Source organism: Agrobacterium sp. 33MFTa1.1 (assembly GCF_004328495.1).
Lineage (GTDB): Bacteria > Pseudomonadota > Alphaproteobacteria > Rhizobiales > Rhizobiaceae > Agrobacterium > Agrobacterium pusense.
This window is the reverse complement of sequence record NZ_CP036358.1, coordinates 1,669,055-1,686,706: the sequence shown is the minus strand read 5'-3', so window position 1 is coordinate 1,686,706 and position 17,652 is coordinate 1,669,055. Positions and strand designations below refer to the sequence as shown.

The 17,652-nt window shown below is 60.5% G+C and carries 15 protein-coding genes; 13 read left to right on the top strand and 2 right to left on the bottom strand.

Annotated features, from left to right (window positions below; translation table 11 throughout):
- From ftsL to murB, 10 genes are read left to right on the top strand one after another with little or no spacing between them, the layout of a single operon-like run.
- Window positions 1-558, top strand: coding sequence for a cell division protein FtsL (gene ftsL, locus EYD00_RS08630; protein WP_004442805.1), 558 nt, complete (start codon window positions 1-3; stop codon window positions 556-558).
- Window positions 558-2,300 carry a peptidoglycan D,D-transpeptidase FtsI family protein gene (locus EYD00_RS08625; protein ID WP_004442804.1) on the top strand — a complete coding sequence of 581 codons (1,743 nt, stop codon included), beginning with the start codon at window positions 558-560 and terminating at the stop codon, window positions 2,298-2,300. The genes ftsL and EYD00_RS08625 overlap by 1 nt, the downstream gene beginning before the upstream one ends.
- A gap of 57 nt (window positions 2,301-2,357) precedes the next feature.
- Window positions 2,358-3,827: a UDP-N-acetylmuramoyl-L-alanyl-D-glutamate--2,6-diaminopimelate ligase gene (locus tag EYD00_RS08620; protein WP_004442802.1), complete on the top strand. Its 1,470-nt coding sequence runs from the start codon at window positions 2,358-2,360 to the stop codon at window positions 3,825-3,827.
- Entirely contained in the window at window positions 3,824-5,257 is a 1,434-nt protein-coding gene (locus EYD00_RS08615; protein ID WP_034498796.1) for a UDP-N-acetylmuramoylalanyl-D-glutamyl-2,6-diaminopimelate--D-alanyl-D-alanine ligase, read from the top strand. Before EYD00_RS08620 ends, EYD00_RS08615 begins: the two co-directional genes overlap by 4 nt.
- 23 nt (window positions 5,258-5,280) lie before the next feature.
- Complete coding sequence (gene mraY / locus EYD00_RS08610; RefSeq protein ID WP_003522196.1) at window positions 5,281-6,381, top strand: phospho-N-acetylmuramoyl-pentapeptide-transferase; 1,101 nt, start codon at window positions 5,281-5,283, stop codon at window positions 6,379-6,381.
- A gap of 3 nt (window positions 6,382-6,384) precedes the next feature.
- Window positions 6,385-7,794, top strand: a complete 1,410-nt coding sequence (gene murD / locus EYD00_RS08605) for a UDP-N-acetylmuramoyl-L-alanine--D-glutamate ligase (RefSeq protein WP_004442796.1) — start codon at window positions 6,385-6,387, stop codon at window positions 7,792-7,794.
- A 5-nt stretch (window positions 7,795-7,799) separates the two neighbouring features.
- A complete protein-coding gene (gene ftsW / locus EYD00_RS08600) occupies window positions 7,800-8,954 on the top strand; it encodes a putative lipid II flippase FtsW (protein ID WP_004442795.1) in 1,155 nt (384 codons plus the stop codon).
- 6 nt (window positions 8,955-8,960) lie between these two features.
- Window positions 8,961-10,097: an undecaprenyldiphospho-muramoylpentapeptide beta-N-acetylglucosaminyltransferase gene (gene murG, locus EYD00_RS08595; RefSeq protein ID WP_004442793.1), complete on the top strand. Its 1,137-nt coding sequence runs from the start codon at window positions 8,961-8,963 to the stop codon at window positions 10,095-10,097.
- Entirely contained in the window at window positions 10,094-11,509 is a 1,416-nt protein-coding gene (gene murC / locus EYD00_RS08590) for a UDP-N-acetylmuramate--L-alanine ligase (protein WP_004442790.1), read from the top strand. The genes murG and murC overlap by 4 nt, the downstream gene beginning before the upstream one ends.
- Window positions 11,506-12,471, top strand: a complete 966-nt coding sequence (gene murB, locus EYD00_RS08585) for a UDP-N-acetylmuramate dehydrogenase (RefSeq protein ID WP_004442789.1) — start codon at window positions 11,506-11,508, stop codon at window positions 12,469-12,471. The genes murC and murB overlap by 4 nt, the downstream gene beginning before the upstream one ends.
- A gap of 89 nt (window positions 12,472-12,560) precedes the next feature.
- On the opposite strand, the gene EYD00_RS08580 is transcribed toward murB, so the two are convergent.
- Together EYD00_RS08580 and EYD00_RS26185 are read right to left on the bottom strand one after the other, a co-directional pair.
- Window positions 12,561-13,865 (bottom strand): MFS transporter, encoded by a 1,305-nt coding sequence (locus EYD00_RS08580; RefSeq protein ID WP_034498798.1) that lies wholly within the window; start codon window positions 13,863-13,865, stop codon window positions 12,561-12,563.
- A 175-nt stretch (window positions 13,866-14,040) separates the two neighbouring features.
- Complete coding sequence (locus EYD00_RS26185; protein ID WP_004442786.1) at window positions 14,041-14,169, bottom strand: hypothetical protein; 129 nt, start codon at window positions 14,167-14,169, stop codon at window positions 14,041-14,043.
- A gap of 237 nt (window positions 14,170-14,406) precedes the next feature.
- On the opposite strand from EYD00_RS26185, the gene EYD00_RS08575 reads away from it, so the two are divergent.
- The 3 genes from EYD00_RS08575 to ftsA are packed head-to-tail and all read left to right on the top strand — an operon-like array spanning window position 14,407 to window position 17,581.
- A complete protein-coding gene (locus EYD00_RS08575) occupies window positions 14,407-15,333 on the top strand; it encodes a D-alanine--D-alanine ligase (RefSeq protein ID WP_004442785.1) in 927 nt (308 codons plus the stop codon).
- Window positions 15,321-16,253: a cell division protein FtsQ/DivIB gene (locus EYD00_RS08570; protein ID WP_004442784.1), complete on the top strand. Its 933-nt coding sequence runs from the start codon at window positions 15,321-15,323 to the stop codon at window positions 16,251-16,253. The genes EYD00_RS08575 and EYD00_RS08570 overlap by 13 nt, the downstream gene beginning before the upstream one ends.
- Window positions 16,250-17,581, top strand: coding sequence for a cell division protein FtsA (gene ftsA, locus EYD00_RS08565; RefSeq protein WP_004442783.1), 1,332 nt, complete (start codon window positions 16,250-16,252; stop codon window positions 17,579-17,581). Before EYD00_RS08570 ends, ftsA begins: the two co-directional genes overlap by 4 nt.
- Window positions 17,582-17,652: the final 71 nt, after the last annotated feature.

Below are 17,652 nucleotides of genomic sequence, written 5' to 3'. Positions count from 1 at the left end.
ATGCTGCGCACTTTCGATGTCATCTTGATGGGGGTCATGGTCGCTGCGGCGGTCGTGACCTATTCGATCAAGCACAAGGCCGATCTCAAGCTTGAGGAGGTCCGCAAGCTGGAGGCGGAAATCAAGCTTGAGAAAGATACGATCGATCTCCTGCGCGCTGACTGGGCGCTGCTGACGCAGCCGAACCGTCTGCACCGTCTCGTCAATGCCTATCAAACGGAACTCGGTCTTTCGCCGACACTGCCGACGCAACTGGCGCAGCCGCGCGAGCTGCCGATGCTGCGTTCGCAATTGCCGCAGCCGCCCGAACCGGAAGGCATGAGCGTCGAGGATGTCATCGCCGCTGCCGTCAATGGCTCCAAACCCGGCGCGACGCTGGGTGGCGCTTCCAAGCCAAAATCACCGCCGGCAGGCCAGATTGCCGTCAACGGCGTGCCGGTGCCTACGCCGCGTGCCCGTGTTTCTCGCCCGGCACCGGCACCCGTGCCCGTTGCCTCCGCCACCGCCGGTGATGAAACCGACATGGACGACACGATAACAGGATCGGTGAACCGCTGATGTCTTTTCTCTCCCGCGCCATGGTTTTGAAGAGCAAGGCTCACTTTTCCGCCAGCACGACCGGCATCCACACCGATCATGCGGCGTTTGAAGGCGCGCGCAAGAAGCGCGCGGCGCAGGCGAAAAGCCGCGTCGGCCTTCTCATTTTCGGTTTCGTCGCCTTTTACGCCGTCGTCGGCGGCCGTCTGGTGCAATATGGCATGGCAGAGCAGGAGACGGTGTCGAGCATCGCGCCGGCCGACAGGCTGATGGCGTCGCGCCCTGATCTTCTCGACCGTAACGGCGAGGTGCTGGCCACCGATATCCGCACCGTCTCGCTGTTTGCCGAGCCCCATCGTATCGTCGATATTGACGAGGCCATCGAAAAGCTGCGCACCGTCCTGCCGGATCTCGACCAGCGCACGACCTATCAGAAGCTCTCCTCCAATTCGCGGTTCCAGTGGCTGCGCCGCCAGTTGACGCCAAAGCAGCAGAGCCAGATTCTCGCGCTCGGCATTCCCGGCATCGGCTTCCGTCCGGAAAAACGCCGCTTCTATCCCGGCGGGCCGACCGCAGCGCATGTCGTCGGTCACGTTAATATCGACAACCGCGGTGTTGCCGGCATGGAGCGTTACGTCGACAGCCAGGGTCTTGCCGATCTCACGGCGCTCGGCATGACGAGCGATCAGCCGCTCGAACCTGTGAAGCTTTCCATCGACCTGCGCGTGCAGTCCATCGTGCGCGAAGTCGTGACTTCGGCCATCACCAAGTTCCAGGCGATCGGCGCCGGTGCCGTGGTTCTGGATGTGCATACCGGCGAAGTGCTGGCCATGGCCTCGGTGCCGGATTATGATCCGAACAACCCGGCCGAAGGCGCGAAAGAAGGCTGGCTCAACCGCATGTCGAACGGCACGTTCGAAATGGGCTCCACCTTCAAATCCTTCACCATTGCCATGGGTCTTGATTCGGGGCGCGTCCGCCTCGGTGATATGTTCGACGCGCGTTACCCGATCCGCATCGGCGGCTTCACCATCAAGGACTTCCACGGCAAGGGCCGCATGCTCTCGGTGCCGGAAATCTTCCAGTTTTCGTCCAATATCGGTACGGCCAAGATTGCCGATACCGTTGGCACCGAAGGGCACAAGGAATTCCTGACGCGGCTTGGCCTTCTCACCCGCATGCAGACCGAACTGCCTGAAGTAGCGCTGCCTTCGCAGCCGCGTGAGTGGAAGAAGATCAACTCCATCACCATCTCCTTCGGCCATGGCGTTTCAACCACACCGCTGCAGACGGCGGTTGCCGGTGCGGCACTCGTCAATGGCGGCAAACTCATCGAGCCGACCTTCCTGCCGCGCACCCGTGAACAGGCGGATCAGGTGGCAAAGCAGGTGCTGAAACCCGGCGCCAGCAAGGATATGCGCTTCCTCTTCGAATGGAACGGCGTCAACGGTTCAGGCCGAAATGCGCGCGTCGATGGCTTCAACGTCGGCGGCAAGACCGGCACGGCCGATAAGGTCGTCAACGGCCGTTATGTGCACGACAAGAACTTCAACGCCTTCCTGTCGGCTTTCCCGATGGATGATCCGCAATATGTGGTGCTGTCCTTCATCGACGAACCGAAGACCGACAAGGGCAATGGCGCGGCACTAGCCGGCACGTCCGCAGCGCCCATGGTGCACGATATCATCAGCCGCACGGCGGCGGTGCTGGGTGTGAAGCCGAAGTTCGGCAAGGATGGCTCGGCCTTGCTCGTGTCTTATTGATTGTTAGCTTATGATGTTCCGGCGATTCGTGCCGGGGGGACAAGACGGAAACAGTCGATGAATTTGCGAGATATATCCGGAAATGCGTTTCCGGAATTGAAAGAATTGCTCCTGTCTGAGATCGGGGCGATCGAAATCGGGGGGATCACCGCAGACAGCCGCAAGGCTGCGCCGGGCAGCCTGTTCGTTGCGGTTTCTGGCACCAAGGCTGATGGTGCGACCTATGTAAAGGATGCGGTTGCCAAGGGTGCCGTTGCCGTTGTTTCCGGGCACGCGGTGGAAGCCGAAGTGCCGGTTCTGGTCGTGACCGACCCACGCCTTTATCTCTCCCTTGCCGCCTCCCGCTTTTACGGAAAACAACCGGAAACCATGGTCGCCGTCACTGGCACCGCGGGAAAGACCTCGGTTGCCTCCTTCGTGCGGCAGATCTGGGCTTTCGCCGGCCATGCCGCAGCCCAGATCGGCACAACCGGTGTCATCGCTCCCGGCCGGGAGGATTATGGCGCGCTGACGACGCCCGATCCGGTGACGCTGCATGCGCTTCTGGCCGAGCTTGCGAGCGAGGGCGTCACCCACGCGGCGATGGAAGCTTCCAGCCACGGTCTCGACCAGCGCCGCCTCGATGGCGTGCGCCTTTCTGCCGCCGGCTTTACCAATCTTGGCCGCGACCATATGGATTACCATCCGACCGTCGAGGATTACATGGCCGCGAAGATGCGGCTTTTCGATACGCTGATGGAAAAAGGCGCTCCCGCCGTGATCTTCGCCGACGATCCTTGGTCGGACAAGGCGGTTCATGCGGCGCGCGAAGCGGGTCTCGATGTCCGCACCGTCGGACGGAACGGGCAATATCTCGCTTTGAAGCGCGTTGAGCATTTCCGCCACAAGCAGATGATCGAAGTGCATCATGACGGCGTCATCCACGAAGTCGATATCCCGCTCGCGGGTGATTTCCAGGTGGCCAATGCGCTTGTTGCCGCCGGTCTTGCCATGTCGACGGGTGTTCCCGCCGCAACGGCGCTCAAGGCGCTCGAAAAGCTTGTCGGCGCTGCCGGCCGTCTCGAATTAGTGGGACAAACGAAAAACGGCGCGCTTGCCTATGTGGATTACGCCCACAAGCCCGATGCGCTGGAAAACGTGCTGACCTCGGTCCGGCCCTTCACCTCCGGCCGCATCATCACCGTTTTCGGCTGCGGCGGCGACCGCGACAAGGGCAAACGCCCGATCATGGGCGAGGTCGCGACCCGTCTTTCCGACATCGTCATCGTCACGGACGACAATCCGCGCTCGGAAGACGCGGCGACGATCCGCTCCGAGGTGATGGCGGCGGCGCCCGACGCTCTGGAAATTGGCGACAGGTCCGAGGCGATCCGCCATGCGGTATCGATGCTGTCGCATGGCGATACGCTGATCGTCGCGGGCAAAGGGCATGAAGAAGGGCAGATCGTTGGCTCCGTGACACTGCCTTTTTCCGATCATGAACAGGTGCGCACTGCACTGGCAGCGCTGGAAGGATCGAAAATTTGAGCTGGTTATGGACAGTCGCCGATATGATCGCCATCACCGCAGGACGCCCGGTGGGCAACCTGCCGACAGGAATCACCGGCATTTCCATCGACAGCCGGACGGTGAAGCCGGGTGAAGCTTTCTTCGCCATCAAGGGTGATCGTGTCGACGGTCACGACTATACGAGTTTCGCGGTTGCCAACGGGGCAGGACTTCTGGTCGTTGCTGAAGCCAAGCTGCCAGCGCTCGGCCGCCTGACGGTGCCGATGATCGTGGTCGAAGATGTTCTTGCAGCCCTTGGCAAGCTTGCCATCGCGGCGCGTCAAAGAACATCGGCGCGCATCATCGCGGTGACGGGCTCGGTCGGCAAGACGACGACGAAGGAAATGCTGCGGCAGGCGCTCGCGCCATCGGGCCGGGTGCATGCGGCGGTGGCTTCCTTCAACAACCATTGGGGTGTGCCGCTGACGCTTGCCCGCATGCCCGCCGATACTGAATTCGGCGTGTTCGAAATCGGCATGAACCATTCCGGCGAAATCCGGCCTTTGGTGAAGATGGTCCGCCCACATGTGGCGATCATCACCACCATCGCGCCTGCCCATCTCGGCAACTTCAACAACATCGAAGAGATCGCCGCCGCCAAGGCGGAGATTTTCGAGGGCGTGGAGCAGGGCGGTTCCGTCATCCTCAATCGTGACAATGCCCAGTTCGAGCAGCTTGAAGAGGCCGCGCAGGAGCAGGGCATCGAACACATCCTGACCTTCGGTCAGCATGCCAAGGCGGATTTCCGCCTCGCGGATTTCGAGAGCACGACGACTGGCTCGACGATCTGGGCGATCCTGAACGGCGAAACCAGCGAGCTGCATCTCAACATTCCGGGCCGGCACATTGCGGACAATGCGATGGCGGTGCTTGGCGCAGTGGCGATCACGGGCGCCAATCTCGACCGTGCTTTCGAAGCGCTGGGATCGCTTGAGGCGGTGAAGGGGCGTGGCCAGCGCCACCATCTGCAGATCAACGGCGGCTCCTTCCTTCTGATCGATGAAAGCTACAACGCCAATCCTGCCTCCATGCGGGCGTCGATCGCGGTGCTGGCGGAAACGCCGACGCAGGGCCATGGCCGTCGCGTTGCCGTCCTCGGCGACATGCTGGAGATGGGCGAATTTTCGGCACAACTGCATGAGGAATTGGCCGGGCCATTGCTTGCGGCGGGTATCGAACATGTGTGGCTGGCAGGCGAGGCGATGGCCGCTTTGCGGGACGCGCTGCCTGACAGCGTCACCATCATCTGGTTCCCGACGACGGCGGAACTCACCGATTTCGCCCTGCAATGGGTGCAACCGGGAGACGCGCTGATGGTAAAATCGTCACTTGGGCTTGGTTTCGGCAAGATTGTCGCCGCCCTGCTTGACAAGTATCCGGCATTCCCCGAGACGGAACGCCAAGTCTGAAATAGCCTTTTGAAAGGGCAATTATGCTGATCTGGCTCGTCGAACTGTCGGATAAAATTCAAATCTTCAACCTGTTCCGGTACATCACCTTCCGGGCGGGGGCGGCGATGTTCACCTCTGCGTTGATCGTCTTCCTGTTTGGACCGGCCATCATCAATTCGCTGCGCGTGCGCCAGGGCAAAGGCCAGCCGATTCGCGCCGATGGGCCGCAGACGCATTTCAAGAAAGCCGGCACCCCGACCATGGGCGGCTTGATGATCCTCGCCGGCATTCTCGGCGGTTCGCTTCTGTGGGGCGACCTGTCGAATGTCTATGTCGTCGCCGTTCTAATGGTGACGCTTGGTTTCGGAGCCATCGGCTTCTACGACGATTATCTGAAAGTGACGAAACAGAGCGACAAGGGTTTTTCCGGCAAGGCTCGTCTCGGCATCGAATTCCTGATCGCGGCGATTGCCGTGTTCTTCATGATGAAGATGGCGCTTGCCTCGGCACCGCATGGCGGCACGCTCGGCAGCTCCATCGCTTTTCCCTTCTTCAAGGAATTTGTGATCAATCTCGGTTATTTCTTCGTGCTGTTCGGTGCTTTCGTCATCGTCGGCGCGGGGAATGCGGTGAACCTGACCGACGGTCTCGACGGGCTCGCCATCGTGCCGGTCATGATCGCGGCCGCCACTTTCGGTGTGATCGCCTATCTCGCCGGTAACGCCGTTTTTGCCAATTACCTGCAGATCAATTTCGTGCCCGGCACGGGTGAACTCGCCGTTATTGTCGGCGCCGTCATCGGTGCCGGCCTCGGTTTTCTGTGGTTTAATGCGCCGCCCGCCGCCATCTTCATGGGCGATACGGGTTCGCTCGCGCTGGGTGGCCTGATCGGCTCCATCGCAGTCGCCACCAAGCACGAGATCGTCATGGTCATCGTCGGCGGTCTCTTCGTCATGGAAACCCTGTCGGTCATCATCCAGGTCTTCTGGTTCAAGCGCACCGGCAGGCGCGTCTTCCTGATGGCGCCGATCCATCACCATTTCGAGAAAAAGGGCTGGACGGAAAGCCAGGTGGTCATCCGTTTCTGGATCATTTCCGTTGGCCTCGCGCTGCTTGGCCTCGCTACCCTGAAGCTGAGGTGAGCGATGATCCCGGTCACGTCGTTCAAGGGTAAGAAAGTCGTTCTTTTCGGGCTCGGCGGTTCGGGTCTTGTCACGGCCCGGGCGCTGGTCGCCGGCGGTGCCGACGTCGTGGCTTTCGATGATAATCCCGACAGTGTCGCAAAGGCCGAGGCCGAGGGCATCAAGACGGCGGATCTTCGGACGATTGACTGGTCGAGTTTCTCCTCCTTCGTGCTGGCACCGGGCGTGCCGCTGACGCATCCGAAGCCGCACTGGTCCGTCGATCTGGCGAAAGCCTCCGGCGTCGAGATCATCGGCGATATCGAGCTCTTTGTCCGAGAACGTCGTGCCCACGCGCCGGATTGCCCCTTCATTGCGATTACCGGGACCAACGGCAAGTCGACCACCACGGCGCTGATCGCACATATTCTGAAATCGGCTGGTCGCGATACGCAGCTTGGCGGCAATATCGGTACGGCGGTACTGAGCCTCGATCCGCCTAAGGCGCAGCGCTTCTACGTTGTTGAGTGCTCGTCCTACCAGATTGACCTGGCACCCACGATCAATCCGACTGCCGGCATTCTTCTCAACCTCACTCCCGATCATCTCGACCGGCATGGCACGATGCAGCACTATGCCGACGTCAAGGAACGGCTTGTTGCCGGCAGCGGCACGGCGATTGTCGGTGTCGACGACAGCTACTCGACGCTGATTGCCGATCGCGTTGAGCGTGCCGGCGTCAGGGTTGAGCGCATTTCCAAGCGCAATGTCGTTTCCGAAGGTCTTTATGCCGAGGGCAGCCGCATCCTGCGGGCGCATGGGGGAACTTCGTCGCTACTTGTCGATCTCGATGGTATCCAGACGCTTCGCGGCAGCCACAATGCGCAAAATGCGGCGGCGGCAATTGCGGCCTGCCTTGCAGTCGGTGTTTCCGAGGATGAAGTTCGTGCAGGTCTCAAATCCTTCCCTGGCCTCAAGCATCGCATGCAGCCGGTTGGCCGACGCGGCAATGTCACCTTCGTCAATGACAGCAAGGCCACCAATGCCGATGCGGCGGCACCTGCGCTTTCGAGCTTTGACCGCATTTACTGGATTGCCGGCGGTCTGCCGAAGGCCGGCGGGATTGCCAGCCTTTCACCGCTTTTCCCGCGCATTGCAAAAGCCTATCTGATCGGCGAGGCGGCGGCGGAATTTGCAGCGACGCTCGGTGAAGCGGTGCCCTACGAAATATCCGGCACCCTGGACAAGGCCGTGCAGCATGCGGCGGCGGATGCGGAAAAAGACGCGACGCCCGGCAATATCGTGATGTTGTCCCCGGCTTGCGCAAGTTTCGATCAATATAAGAACTTTGAAGTCAGAGGTGATTCGTTTGTCGCGCAGGTCGCGGCGCTCGATGGCATGACGATGCTCGTTCACTCTGGAAAAGGGGGCTGAAGGCCATGGTAAGCCGAGTTGATCGCGGTCCGGTCGCGGAATGGTTCTGGACCATCGACCGTTTCTTTCTGGCGGCATTCATCGCGCTGATGGGCATCGGCCTGATGCTGTCCTTCGCGGCGTCGCCGGCCGTTGCCGAGCGTATCGGCCTCAACAGCTTCTTTTTCGTTGAGCGTCAGGCCATGTTCATGGTGCCATCGCTGGCGATCATGGTTGGCTTGTCCTTCCTGTCGCCGCGCCAGGTGCGCCGCGTGGCGGTCATCATGCTGATCGCCTCGCTGCTGATGATGATCTTTGCACTGTTCTTCGGCATCGAGGTGAAGGGCGCGCGGCGGTGGATTTCCATCGGCACTTTCTCGATCCAGCCGTCGGAATTCATGAAGCCGGCTTTCGTCATCGTCTGCGCATGGCTTTTTGCAGAGCGGGCGCGCCATCCGGAAATTCCGGGCAATCTCTTTGCGATCATCACCTTCGGAATCGTGGCCGCACTTCTCATCGCCCAGCCTGACTTCGGCCAGACGATCCTGACTTCCGTTGTCTGGGGCGGCATGTTCTTCATGGCGGGTGTGCCGTGGTTCTGGATCATCATGCTCGGTGGTCTCGGCGTCGGCGGCATCATCTCCGCCTACCTCATGCTGCCGCACGTGGCCGGCCGTATCGACCGTTTCTGGACGGGTGAGGGCGACACGTTCCAGGTGGACACGGCGCGTGAAGCGATCATTCGTGGCGACTGGTTCGGTCGCGGACCGGGTGAGGGTATCGTCAAGCGCATCATTCCCGATAGCCATACCGACTTCATCTTCTCGGTTGCGGCGGAAGAATTCGGCATCGTTTTCTGCATGTTTCTTGTTGCCATCTTCGCCTTCATCGTGCTGCGCGGCCTGTCGCACGCCTTCAAGGAAAAGGACGATTTCTGCCGCTTCGCCGTGGCTGGCCTTGTGCTGCAGATCGGCATGCAGTCGATGATCAATATCGGCGTCAATCTGGAACTGATGCCTGCCAAGGGCATGACCTTGCCGCTGATTTCCTATGGTGGTTCGTCAATGATGGCGATATGCGTGACCGCCGGTTTCCTTCTGGCATTGACACGCCACAGACCCGAAAAGCGGGCGCAGGAGCGGAGTTTCTTCCGCGTTGGTTCCGGCGTTCCCGCGGAGTAAACGATCATGAGCAAGGGTATTGTTCTTCTTGCCGCCGGTGGAACCGGCGGCCATGTGTTTCCGGCAGAAGCGCTGGCGCATACGCTGAAGGCACGCGGTTATCAGGTGCATCTCGTCACCGACAGTCGCGCCGAGCGTTATGCGGGCAAGTTTCCGGCAGATGAAATTCATGTGGTTCCGTCTGCCACCATCGGCTCCAAAAACCCAATTTCCGTGGCGGGTTCGCTCTGGAAGCTCTGGGTTGGCCTGCGCGCGGCGCGTCGGCTGGTCGCAAAACTGAAGCCGGTCGCGGTTGTCGGTTTCGGCGGCTATCCGACCGTGCCGCCGCTGCTGGCCTCCACCGGGCTTGGAGTGCCGTCGATCATTCACGAACAGAACGCCGTGATGGGCCGCGCCAACAAGGCACTTGCCGGGCGGGTAAAGGCAATTGCCGGCGGCTTCCTGCCGCCCGCCAATGGTCAATATTCCGACAAGACCGTCGCGACCGGTAATCCGGTGCGCCCAGCGGTGCTGGCGGCATCTGAAATACCCTACACGGCCTCGCAGACAGGCGAGCCTTTCCAGCTCGTTGTCTTTGGCGGCAGCCAGGGCGCGCAGTTTTTCTCGAGCGCGGTACCCGCCGCAATCTGCCTCCTGAAAGACGAGCAGCGCAAGCGCATCGTCGTCACCCAGCAGGCGCGGCCGGAAGACAAGGACAGCGTCATCGCGTCCTACCAGAAGCTCGGCGTGAAGGCGGATGTTTCGCCCTTCTTCGGCGATATGGCGTCGCGTATCGGCGAGGCCGATCTGGTCATCAGCCGCTCGGGCGCTTCGACGGTATCGGAGCTTTCGGTGATCGGCCGTCCGTCGATCCTCGTGCCTTATCCGCATGCGCTGGATCATGATCAGGCGGCGAACGCGGCTGCGCTTTCGGCGGCGGGTGGGGCAAGCGTCATCAAGCAGGCGGAGCTCTCGCCGCAGAAGCTCTCTGGCCTGCTGTCCTCGGCGCTTGCCGAACCCGAGCGGCTTTCCGCAACGGCGGCGGCGGCGAAGGCAACCGGCAAACCGCACGCGGCGGATGTGCTGGCCGATCTGGTGGAGGCGATTGCCTCCGGCCGGTCCGTACAGGAATTCAAGAAGAATATTGAAGGAGTTGGGGCATGAAGATGCCGAAAGCCATAGGCCTTGTGCATTTCATCGGCATAGGCGGGATCGGCATGAGCGGCATTGCCGAAGTGCTTCACAATCTCGGCCACCGGGTACAGGGATCGGACCAGGCCGACAGCGCCAATGTGCAGCGTCTGCGTGACAAGGGCATCGAGGTTTTTGTGGGCCACACGGCTGACAATATCGGCGATGCAGAGGTCGTCGTCGTTTCGACCGCGATCAAGAAGAACAATCCGGAGCTCGTCGCCGCGCGGGAAAAGCACCTGCCGATCGTGCGCCGCGCGGAAATGCTGGCCGAGCTGATGCGCTTCCGTAACGCCATCGCCATCGGCGGCACGCACGGCAAAACGACGACGACCTCCATGGTCGCCACGCTCCTAGAAGCCGGCAATCTCGACCCGACCGTCATCAATGGCGGCATCATCAATGCCTATGGCACCAATGCCCGCATGGGTGAGGGTGAGTGGATGGTGGTGGAGGCCGACGAGTCCGACGGCACTTTCCTGAAGCTGCCGGCCGACGTCGCCGTCATCACCAATATCGATCCGGAACATCTCGACCATTACGGCAATTTCGATGCCGTACGCGCCGCATTCCGTCAGTTCGTCGAGAACGTGCCTTTCTACGGTTTCGGCGTCATGTGCCTCGATCATCCCGAAGTGCAGGCATTGGTTGGCCGCATCGAAGACCGCAAAGTCATCACATATGGCGAGAACCCGCAGGCCGACGTGCGGTTTTCGAATGTCCGCATCGACGGTACGCGCTCGGTCTTCGACGTGGAAATCCGCCGTCGCCGCACCGGCAAGATTTTCTCTTTCAAGGACCTCGTCCTGCCGATGCCCGGCCGCCATAACGTTTCGAATGCGACAGCGGCAATCGCGGTTGCCAATCGTCTAGGCATCTCGGAAGCCGACATCAAGAAGGGGCTTGCCTCCTTCGGTGGCGTCAAGCGACGTTTCACGCTGACGGGTGAAGCCAACGGGGTGCAGGTTTTTGACGATTACGGTCACCACCCGGTCGAGATCAAGGCTGTGCTGAAGGCGGCGCGGGAAGCCTGCAAGGGCCGCATCATCGCCGTGCACCAGCCACACCGCTACAGCCGTCTTTCGAGCCTGTTTGATGATTTCGCGCATTGTTTCAACGATGCCGATACGATTCTTCTTGCTCCGGTTTATGCAGCGGGCGAAGATCCCATCGAAGGCGCAAGCTCCGAAGCGCTGGTTTCGGCCATCAAGGCCGCTGGCCACCGTGACGCGCGTTTCCTCGAAAAGCGGGAGGACCTTGCGTCACAGGTCGCAGCCATTGCGAATCCGGGTGATTTCGTGGTTCTCTTGGGGGCTGGGAATATCACGCAATGGGCAGCGTCGCTGCCTTCGGAATTGAAGAGCATATCAGGAAAGTCTGAATGAGACAGGTCGATGGGGTTAAATTGCTGGGGAGGCTCGGCGACGGGGTAAAGGAATTGCGGGGACGTCTGACACCGGATGCGCCTATGGACCGCGTGACGTGGTTCAGAGCCGGCGGTCTTGCGGAGGTGATGTTCCAGCCGCACGATACGGATGATCTGATTGCCTTCCTGAAAATTCTGCCGGAAGATGTGCCGCTGACCGTGGTTGGCGTCGGCTCGAACCTTCTGGTGCGTGACGGCGGTATTCCGGGCGTGGTCGTGCGCCTGTCCGCCAAGGGCTTCGGTCAGGTGGAGCTTGCCGGTGAAAACCGCATCAAGGCGGGCGCGATCTGCCCGGACAAGCATATTGCAGCCATGGCCATGGATAATGGCATTGGCGGCTTCCACTTCTATTACGGCATTCCGGGCTCCATCGGCGGAGCGCTGCGCATGAATGCGGGCGCAAACGGCGGCGAGACGCGTGAACGTGTCGTGGAAGTCTACGCGGTCGACCGTCAGGGCAACCAGCATGTGCTTTCCAATGCCGATATGGGCTACAGCTATCGTCATTCCGGCGCCGACGCAGGCCTGATCTTCACCGGTGCGCTCTTCGAGGGCTATCCCGAGGACAAGGCGAAAATCCGCGCCGATATGGATGCGGTGCGTCATCACCGCGAAACCGTGCAGCCAATCCGCGAACAGACCGGCGGCTCGACCTTCAAGAACCCCGAAGGTCATTCCGCATGGGAGCTTATCGATGAGGCGGGCGGTCGTGGTCTTGTGATCGGCGGCGCGCAGATGTCATCACTGCATTGCAATTTCATGATCAATACCGGCCATGCGACCGGTTACGATCTGGAATATCTAGGCGAGACCATCCGCAAGCGCGTGTTTGACAAATCGGGCATCCGGCTGGAATGGGAAATCAAGCGGCTCGGGCTGTTCATGCCCGGTCGTGAAGTGGAGCCTTTTCTGGGGGCTTGATGCCAGTCGGCCTTGCTAAGATGTAAACACATTAAAGCCCGCGAAACTCTCGTTTCGCGGGCTTTTTGTTACTGTCGGTATCTATGGACTCAGACTTCGTCCTTGCGGGACAGAAGAATGCAGGCCAGCGTGATGAGCGCGGATACGCAGAGGTAATAGCCGACATAGCCCATGCCGTAGTTCACCTGCAGCCATGTGGCGATGTAAGGCGCCAGCGACGCGCCGAAGATGCCGGCCATGTTGAAGGTGATCGAAGAGCCGGTATAGCGGACGCGGGTCGGGAAGGGGGCGGCGAGCGCCGTTCCGATCAGGCCGTAGGTCATGCCCATCAGCATCATCGCGAGAGCCGCGAAGACGAAGATCGAGCCTTCGCTGCCGGTCATCAGGCCGGGCAGCAGGAAGGAGAACAGGCCGATCAGCACTGTCGTCAGGATCAGAATTTCGCGGCGACCGAATTTTTCCGCAAACTTGCCGGCAATCGGAATGAAGATACCGAAAACGACGGAGCCGAGGATCTGCACTTCCAGCGCGTCGAGGAACGGAATTTTCAGGACCTTGACGTTGTAGGAGAGCAGATAGGCCGTGCCGATGTAGAAGAGCACGAAGGTGGCGAGCGCCACAAAGGTGCCGAGCACGAGGCTGCGCTTGTGGTTGCGGAATAGTTCCGCGACCGGCACGGCCACACGTTCTTCCTTTTCGATGGCCTTCTGGAAGTCGGGCGTTTCGGTGATCGACAGGCGAACCCACATGCCGACCGCGATCAGGATGATCGAGGCGACGAAGGGAATGCGCCAGCCCCAGCTGAGAAGCGCTTCCTGCGACATGAAGTGCAGCAGGATCCAGAACACGCCTGACGAGAGGAACAGGCCGACGGGTGCGCCAAGCTGCGGGAACATGCCGTACCAGCTGCGCTTGCCGGGAGGGGCGTTTTCCGTCGCGAGCAGGACGGCACCGCCCCATTCGCCACCAAGACCGAAGCCCTGGCCGAAGCGGCAAAGTGCGAGCAGCAGCGGCGCCAGAACGCCGGCCGTCTCATATGACGGCAGCAGGCCGATCACGACCGTCGAGACACCCATGGTCAGCAGCGCCGCGACAAGCGTCGTCTTGCGGCCAACGCGGTCGCCATAGTGGCCGAAGACCACGGCGCCGAGGGGGCGGGCGAAAAAGGCGATGGAGAAAGTTGCGAAAGACGCCAGAAGCGCCGTCATCGGATCATTGTTCGGGAAGAACAATGTCGGGAACACGAGCACTGCGGCCGTGGCGTAAACGTAGAAATCGAAAAACTCGATGGTCGTACCGACCAGACTGGCAGTGAGAACTCGTGCAGGCGAATTTGTCTTTACAGCGTTCGAATTGTCAGCGGTCGGCGATACCGGAGATATCGCGTCGGTCATGGTATTGGTTCCATTTTGGATGATTGCAATGTCATGCCTTGGGAGGCGACATCTGCGTTAACGCAATTTTTGTTCTTATGGAATGCTAAAAAAGAAATAATGCAGATAATGTGATCCGTCAGGGCGACACGTGTGGTCACGGCCTTGGAGAACGTTCGTCGATTGAGAGACTGATTCAGGCCGCGGTTTTAAAACGCTGAAACGGCAGATAATTTGCCTGGGGAATAATCCTGTCTGTTAACGTTTCGGCCTTGCCTTTGTCGCGCGGCAGCAGACGCGCCGGCGTCGTTTTATTTCCGATCATTGAAAACCTGCATGTTGCATTCCGCGCAACTCTCTGATTCCAAGGAGGGAATTCGGATCAATGCTGATTCTTTAACAAACTCGGCATGTTGGGCGCGGCGGTTAACGAAAGTAAACGATTCATTAACCTTAATCGCGTTTAACTGGTCTCAAGGGTCATGTGCCAGAATCACCGGTTTGTGAAATCCGGTCGGTTCGGAGCGTGGTCCGTAACGGAGAGTTGGTGTCAGAGGTATCGATGAGCGGCAAGCACGTAGCTGTTCTTATGGGTGGATTTTCGTCGGAGCGGCCGGTCAGCCTGTCGTCGGGCAACGCTTGCGCGCAGGCTCTGGAAGACGAGGGCTACAAGGTCACCCGTGTCGATGTCGGCCGCGATGTCGCCGCCGTGCTTGATGCGCTGCGCCCGGACGTCGCTTTCAACGCGCTGCATGGGCCCTTCGGCGAAGACGGCACCATTCAGGGCATCCTCGAATATCTCGCCATTCCCTATACCCATTCCGGCGTGCTCGCCTCGGCGCTTGCCATGGACAAGGCGCAGGCCAAGAAGGTTGCTGCTGCTGCCGGCATTCCTGTCGCCGCCGAGCGAGTCATGAACCGCTTCGATTTCACCAGCGAACATCCGCTGGCGCCGCCTTATGTGGTGAAGCCGGTGCGTGAAGGCTCGAGCTTCGGCGTCGTTATCGTCAAGGAAGATCAGTCGCACCCGCCGCAGATCCTCACGTCCTCTGAATGGAAATACGGCGACCATGTCATGGTCGAGCGTTATATCCATGGGCGCGAACTGACCTGCGGGGTGCTCGACGGCGAGGCGCTGGGCGTCACCGAAGTGGTGCCGCTCGGTCACAATTTCTATGATTACGATGCGAAATACGCTGCTGGTGGCTCGAAACATGTCATTCCCGCAGAAATTTCACCGAAAATTTACCAAAAAATTCAAACACTGGCGGTTATGGCGCATCGGGCGATCGGGTGCCGTGGCGTAAGCCGTTCAGACTTTCGTTACGACGACCGTTTCTCAGAAGATGGCGAAGTTATCTGGCTTGAAGTGAATACACAGCCGGGCATGACGCCGACCTCCCTGGTGCCTGAAATGGCGGCCCATGCTGGCCGCTCCTTTGGTAACCTTGTCAGCTGGATGGTGGAGGACGCTTCGTGTTTGCGGTGATCGGCAAAAAGTCGACGGCAAAAAAGCGCGAGCAATTCGCGGCGGCGGCCAGTGCCGACGATCGTATGGTGTTGCCGCGTCCGCTGCGTCGCGTCGTGCGTTTCGGCGTCAGCCTTGCGACGGGACGTATCCACATTCCCGCCCATACCGGTACGATTGCGGCCGTCGCCTTTTATGCGGCGACCGGGCTTTATGGCATGTCGCTCGGCGGCCATACGAATATCGTCACGCAGGCAACGACCTCCGCAGCCGGTTTCGCCGTTGAGGACGTGAAGGTCTCCGGCAACCTGCAGACCTCCGAAATCGATGTCTTCCAGCTTCTCGGTCTCGATGGCAGCACGTCCCTGATCGCGCTCGACATCGACGCCGCGCGCCGCAAGCTGGTGCAGCTTCCCTGGGTTGAGGATGTCGATATCCGCAAGATCTATCCGAAGACGGTCGAGGTTCGTCTGAAGGAGCGTCAGGCTTTTGGCATCTGGCAGCACGGCTCGGAGCTGTCGCTGATCGAAAAGAGCGGCAGTGTCATTGCGCCGCTGCGTGACAACAAGTTTGCCTCGCTGCCGCTTTTCGTGGGCCGCGACGCGGAAACCGGTGCTGCCGGTTTCGTCGAGCAGCTGGCTGACTGGCCGGAAATCCGCAGCCGCGTCCGAGCCTACGTGCGTATCGCCGGCCGCCGCTGGGACCTGCATCTCGACAACGGCATCGTCGTCAAGCTACCAGAAGAAAACCTGCCGCAGGCGCTGCAATTGCTCGCGCGGCTCGATCTGGAAGAGAAAGTTCTGTCGCGCGATGTCGCTGCCGTGGACCTGCGCCTGTCCGACCGTACGACGATCCAACTGACCGAAGGTGCCGCCGAACGCCGCCAGGCTGCCGTCGATGCGCGCACCAAGGCTCTCAAGAAAGCGGAGAAGAACACATGAGCTTTTTCGGTTCTTCCCATTTCGGTCTGCCTCGTCTGAAGCCGCTTTCTTCCAAGCGCAGCCACATCGTTTCGGTGCTCGACATCGGCTCGACCAAGGTCGTGTGCATGATCGGCCGGCTGACGCCCCGTCAGGAAAGCGAAATCCTGCCTGGCCGCACCCACAAGGTCGAAATCATCGGCATCGGCCACCAGCGTTCGCGCGGCGTGAAGTCAGGCGTGATTGCCGACCTCGACGCGCTGGAAGGCGTCATCCGTCTTTCAGTCGATGCGGCTGAGCGCATGGCGGGCCTGACCGTCGACAGCCTGATTGTCAATGTTTCCGCCGGCCGCCTGGCGAGCGATATCTACACCGCGAGCATCGATCTCGGCGGCCAGGAAGTGGAAGCAAGCGATCTGCGCAAGGTTCTGGTGGCGGCAAGCCAGCAGTCCATGCGTCAGGACCGGGCGATCCTGCATTCGCTGCCGACGGGCTATTCGCTGGATGGCGAGCGCGGTATCCGCGATCCGCTGTCGATGTACGGCGATCTTCTCGGCGTTGACATGCATGTGGTGACTGTCGAACGCACGGCGCTGAAGAACCTCGAACTTTGCGTCAACCGCGCGCATCTGTCCGTCGAGGGCATGGTCGCGACGCCCTATGCCAGCGGTCTAGCAGCACTGGTGGACGATGAAGTCGAACTCGGCTGCGCCGCCATCGACATGGGCGGCGGCACGACGACGATCTCGGTTTTTGCCGAGGGCCGGCTCATCCATACGGACGCGATCGGCCTTGGCGGCCATCACGTTACGACAGATCTTGCACGAGGCCTCTCGACACGAATCGAAGATGCGGAGAGACTGAAGGTGGTGCATGGTTCGGCTTTGCTGAATGGCGCGGATGAGCGCGACATGATTTCGATCCCGCCGATTGGCGAAGATGATCGCGATCAACCATCGCAAGTTTCAAGAGCATTGGTTACCCGCATCGTGCGGGCACGTATCGAAGAGACGCTGGAATTGATCCGTGATCGTATCCAGAAGTCCGGCTTCAGCCCCATCGTCGGCAAGCGCGTCGTCCTGACCGGCGGCGCGAGCCAGCTGACGGGGCTGCCGGAAACGGCGCGGCGCATTCTTGCCCGCAACGTTCGCATCGGCCGCCCCATGGGCGTGGCTGGTCTTCCGGTCGCGGCAAAGGGCCCGGCGTTTTCAACCGCCTGCGGACTGATGATCTATCCGCAGGTGGCGGACATCGAAATTCATGCGGCGCAAGGCGGAATGTTCTCGCCGTTTGGTAACGGTAGCGGCCGGATAGCCCGGGTGGGGCAATGGCTGAAAGAGAGTTTTTGAGTAGCCTCGGGGCGCAAGCCGGAGGTTTCAGAGTTGAGTTTCAAGAATCGGCCAGCGGGGCGATGCGGCCA

Excerpts from the sequence above, each read along its gene's own strand:
- murG (WP_004442793.1), top strand. The coding sequence starts at position 8,961 with ATGAGCAAGGGTATTGTTCTTCTTGCCGCCGGTGGAACCGGCGGCCAT.
- ftsL (WP_004442805.1), top strand. The coding sequence starts at position 1 with ATGCTGCGCACTTTCGATGTCATCTTGATGGGGGTCATGGTCGCTGCG.
- EYD00_RS08625 (WP_004442804.1), top strand. The coding sequence starts at position 558 with ATGTCTTTTCTCTCCCGCGCCATGGTTTTGAAGAGCAAGGCTCACTTT.
- murD (WP_004442796.1), top strand. The coding sequence starts at position 6,385 with ATGATCCCGGTCACGTCGTTCAAGGGTAAGAAAGTCGTTCTTTTCGGG.
- ftsW (WP_004442795.1), top strand. The coding sequence starts at position 7,800 with ATGGTAAGCCGAGTTGATCGCGGTCCGGTCGCGGAATGGTTCTGGACC.
- murB (WP_004442789.1), top strand. The coding sequence starts at position 11,506 with ATGAGACAGGTCGATGGGGTTAAATTGCTGGGGAGGCTCGGCGACGGG.
- EYD00_RS08580 (WP_034498798.1), bottom strand. The coding sequence starts at position 13,865 with ATGACCGACGCGATATCTCCGGTATCGCCGACCGCTGACAATTCGAAC.
- EYD00_RS08620 (WP_004442802.1), top strand. The coding sequence starts at position 2,358 with ATGAATTTGCGAGATATATCCGGAAATGCGTTTCCGGAATTGAAAGAA.
- mraY (WP_003522196.1), top strand. The coding sequence starts at position 5,281 with ATGCTGATCTGGCTCGTCGAACTGTCGGATAAAATTCAAATCTTCAAC.
- EYD00_RS08575 (WP_004442785.1), top strand. The coding sequence starts at position 14,407 with ATGAGCGGCAAGCACGTAGCTGTTCTTATGGGTGGATTTTCGTCGGAG.
- murC (WP_004442790.1), top strand. The coding sequence starts at position 10,094 with ATGAAGATGCCGAAAGCCATAGGCCTTGTGCATTTCATCGGCATAGGC.
- ftsA (WP_004442783.1), top strand. The coding sequence starts at position 16,250 with ATGAGCTTTTTCGGTTCTTCCCATTTCGGTCTGCCTCGTCTGAAGCCG.
- EYD00_RS26185 (WP_004442786.1), bottom strand. The coding sequence starts at position 14,169 with ATGATCGGAAATAAAACGACGCCGGCGCGTCTGCTGCCGCGCGACAAA.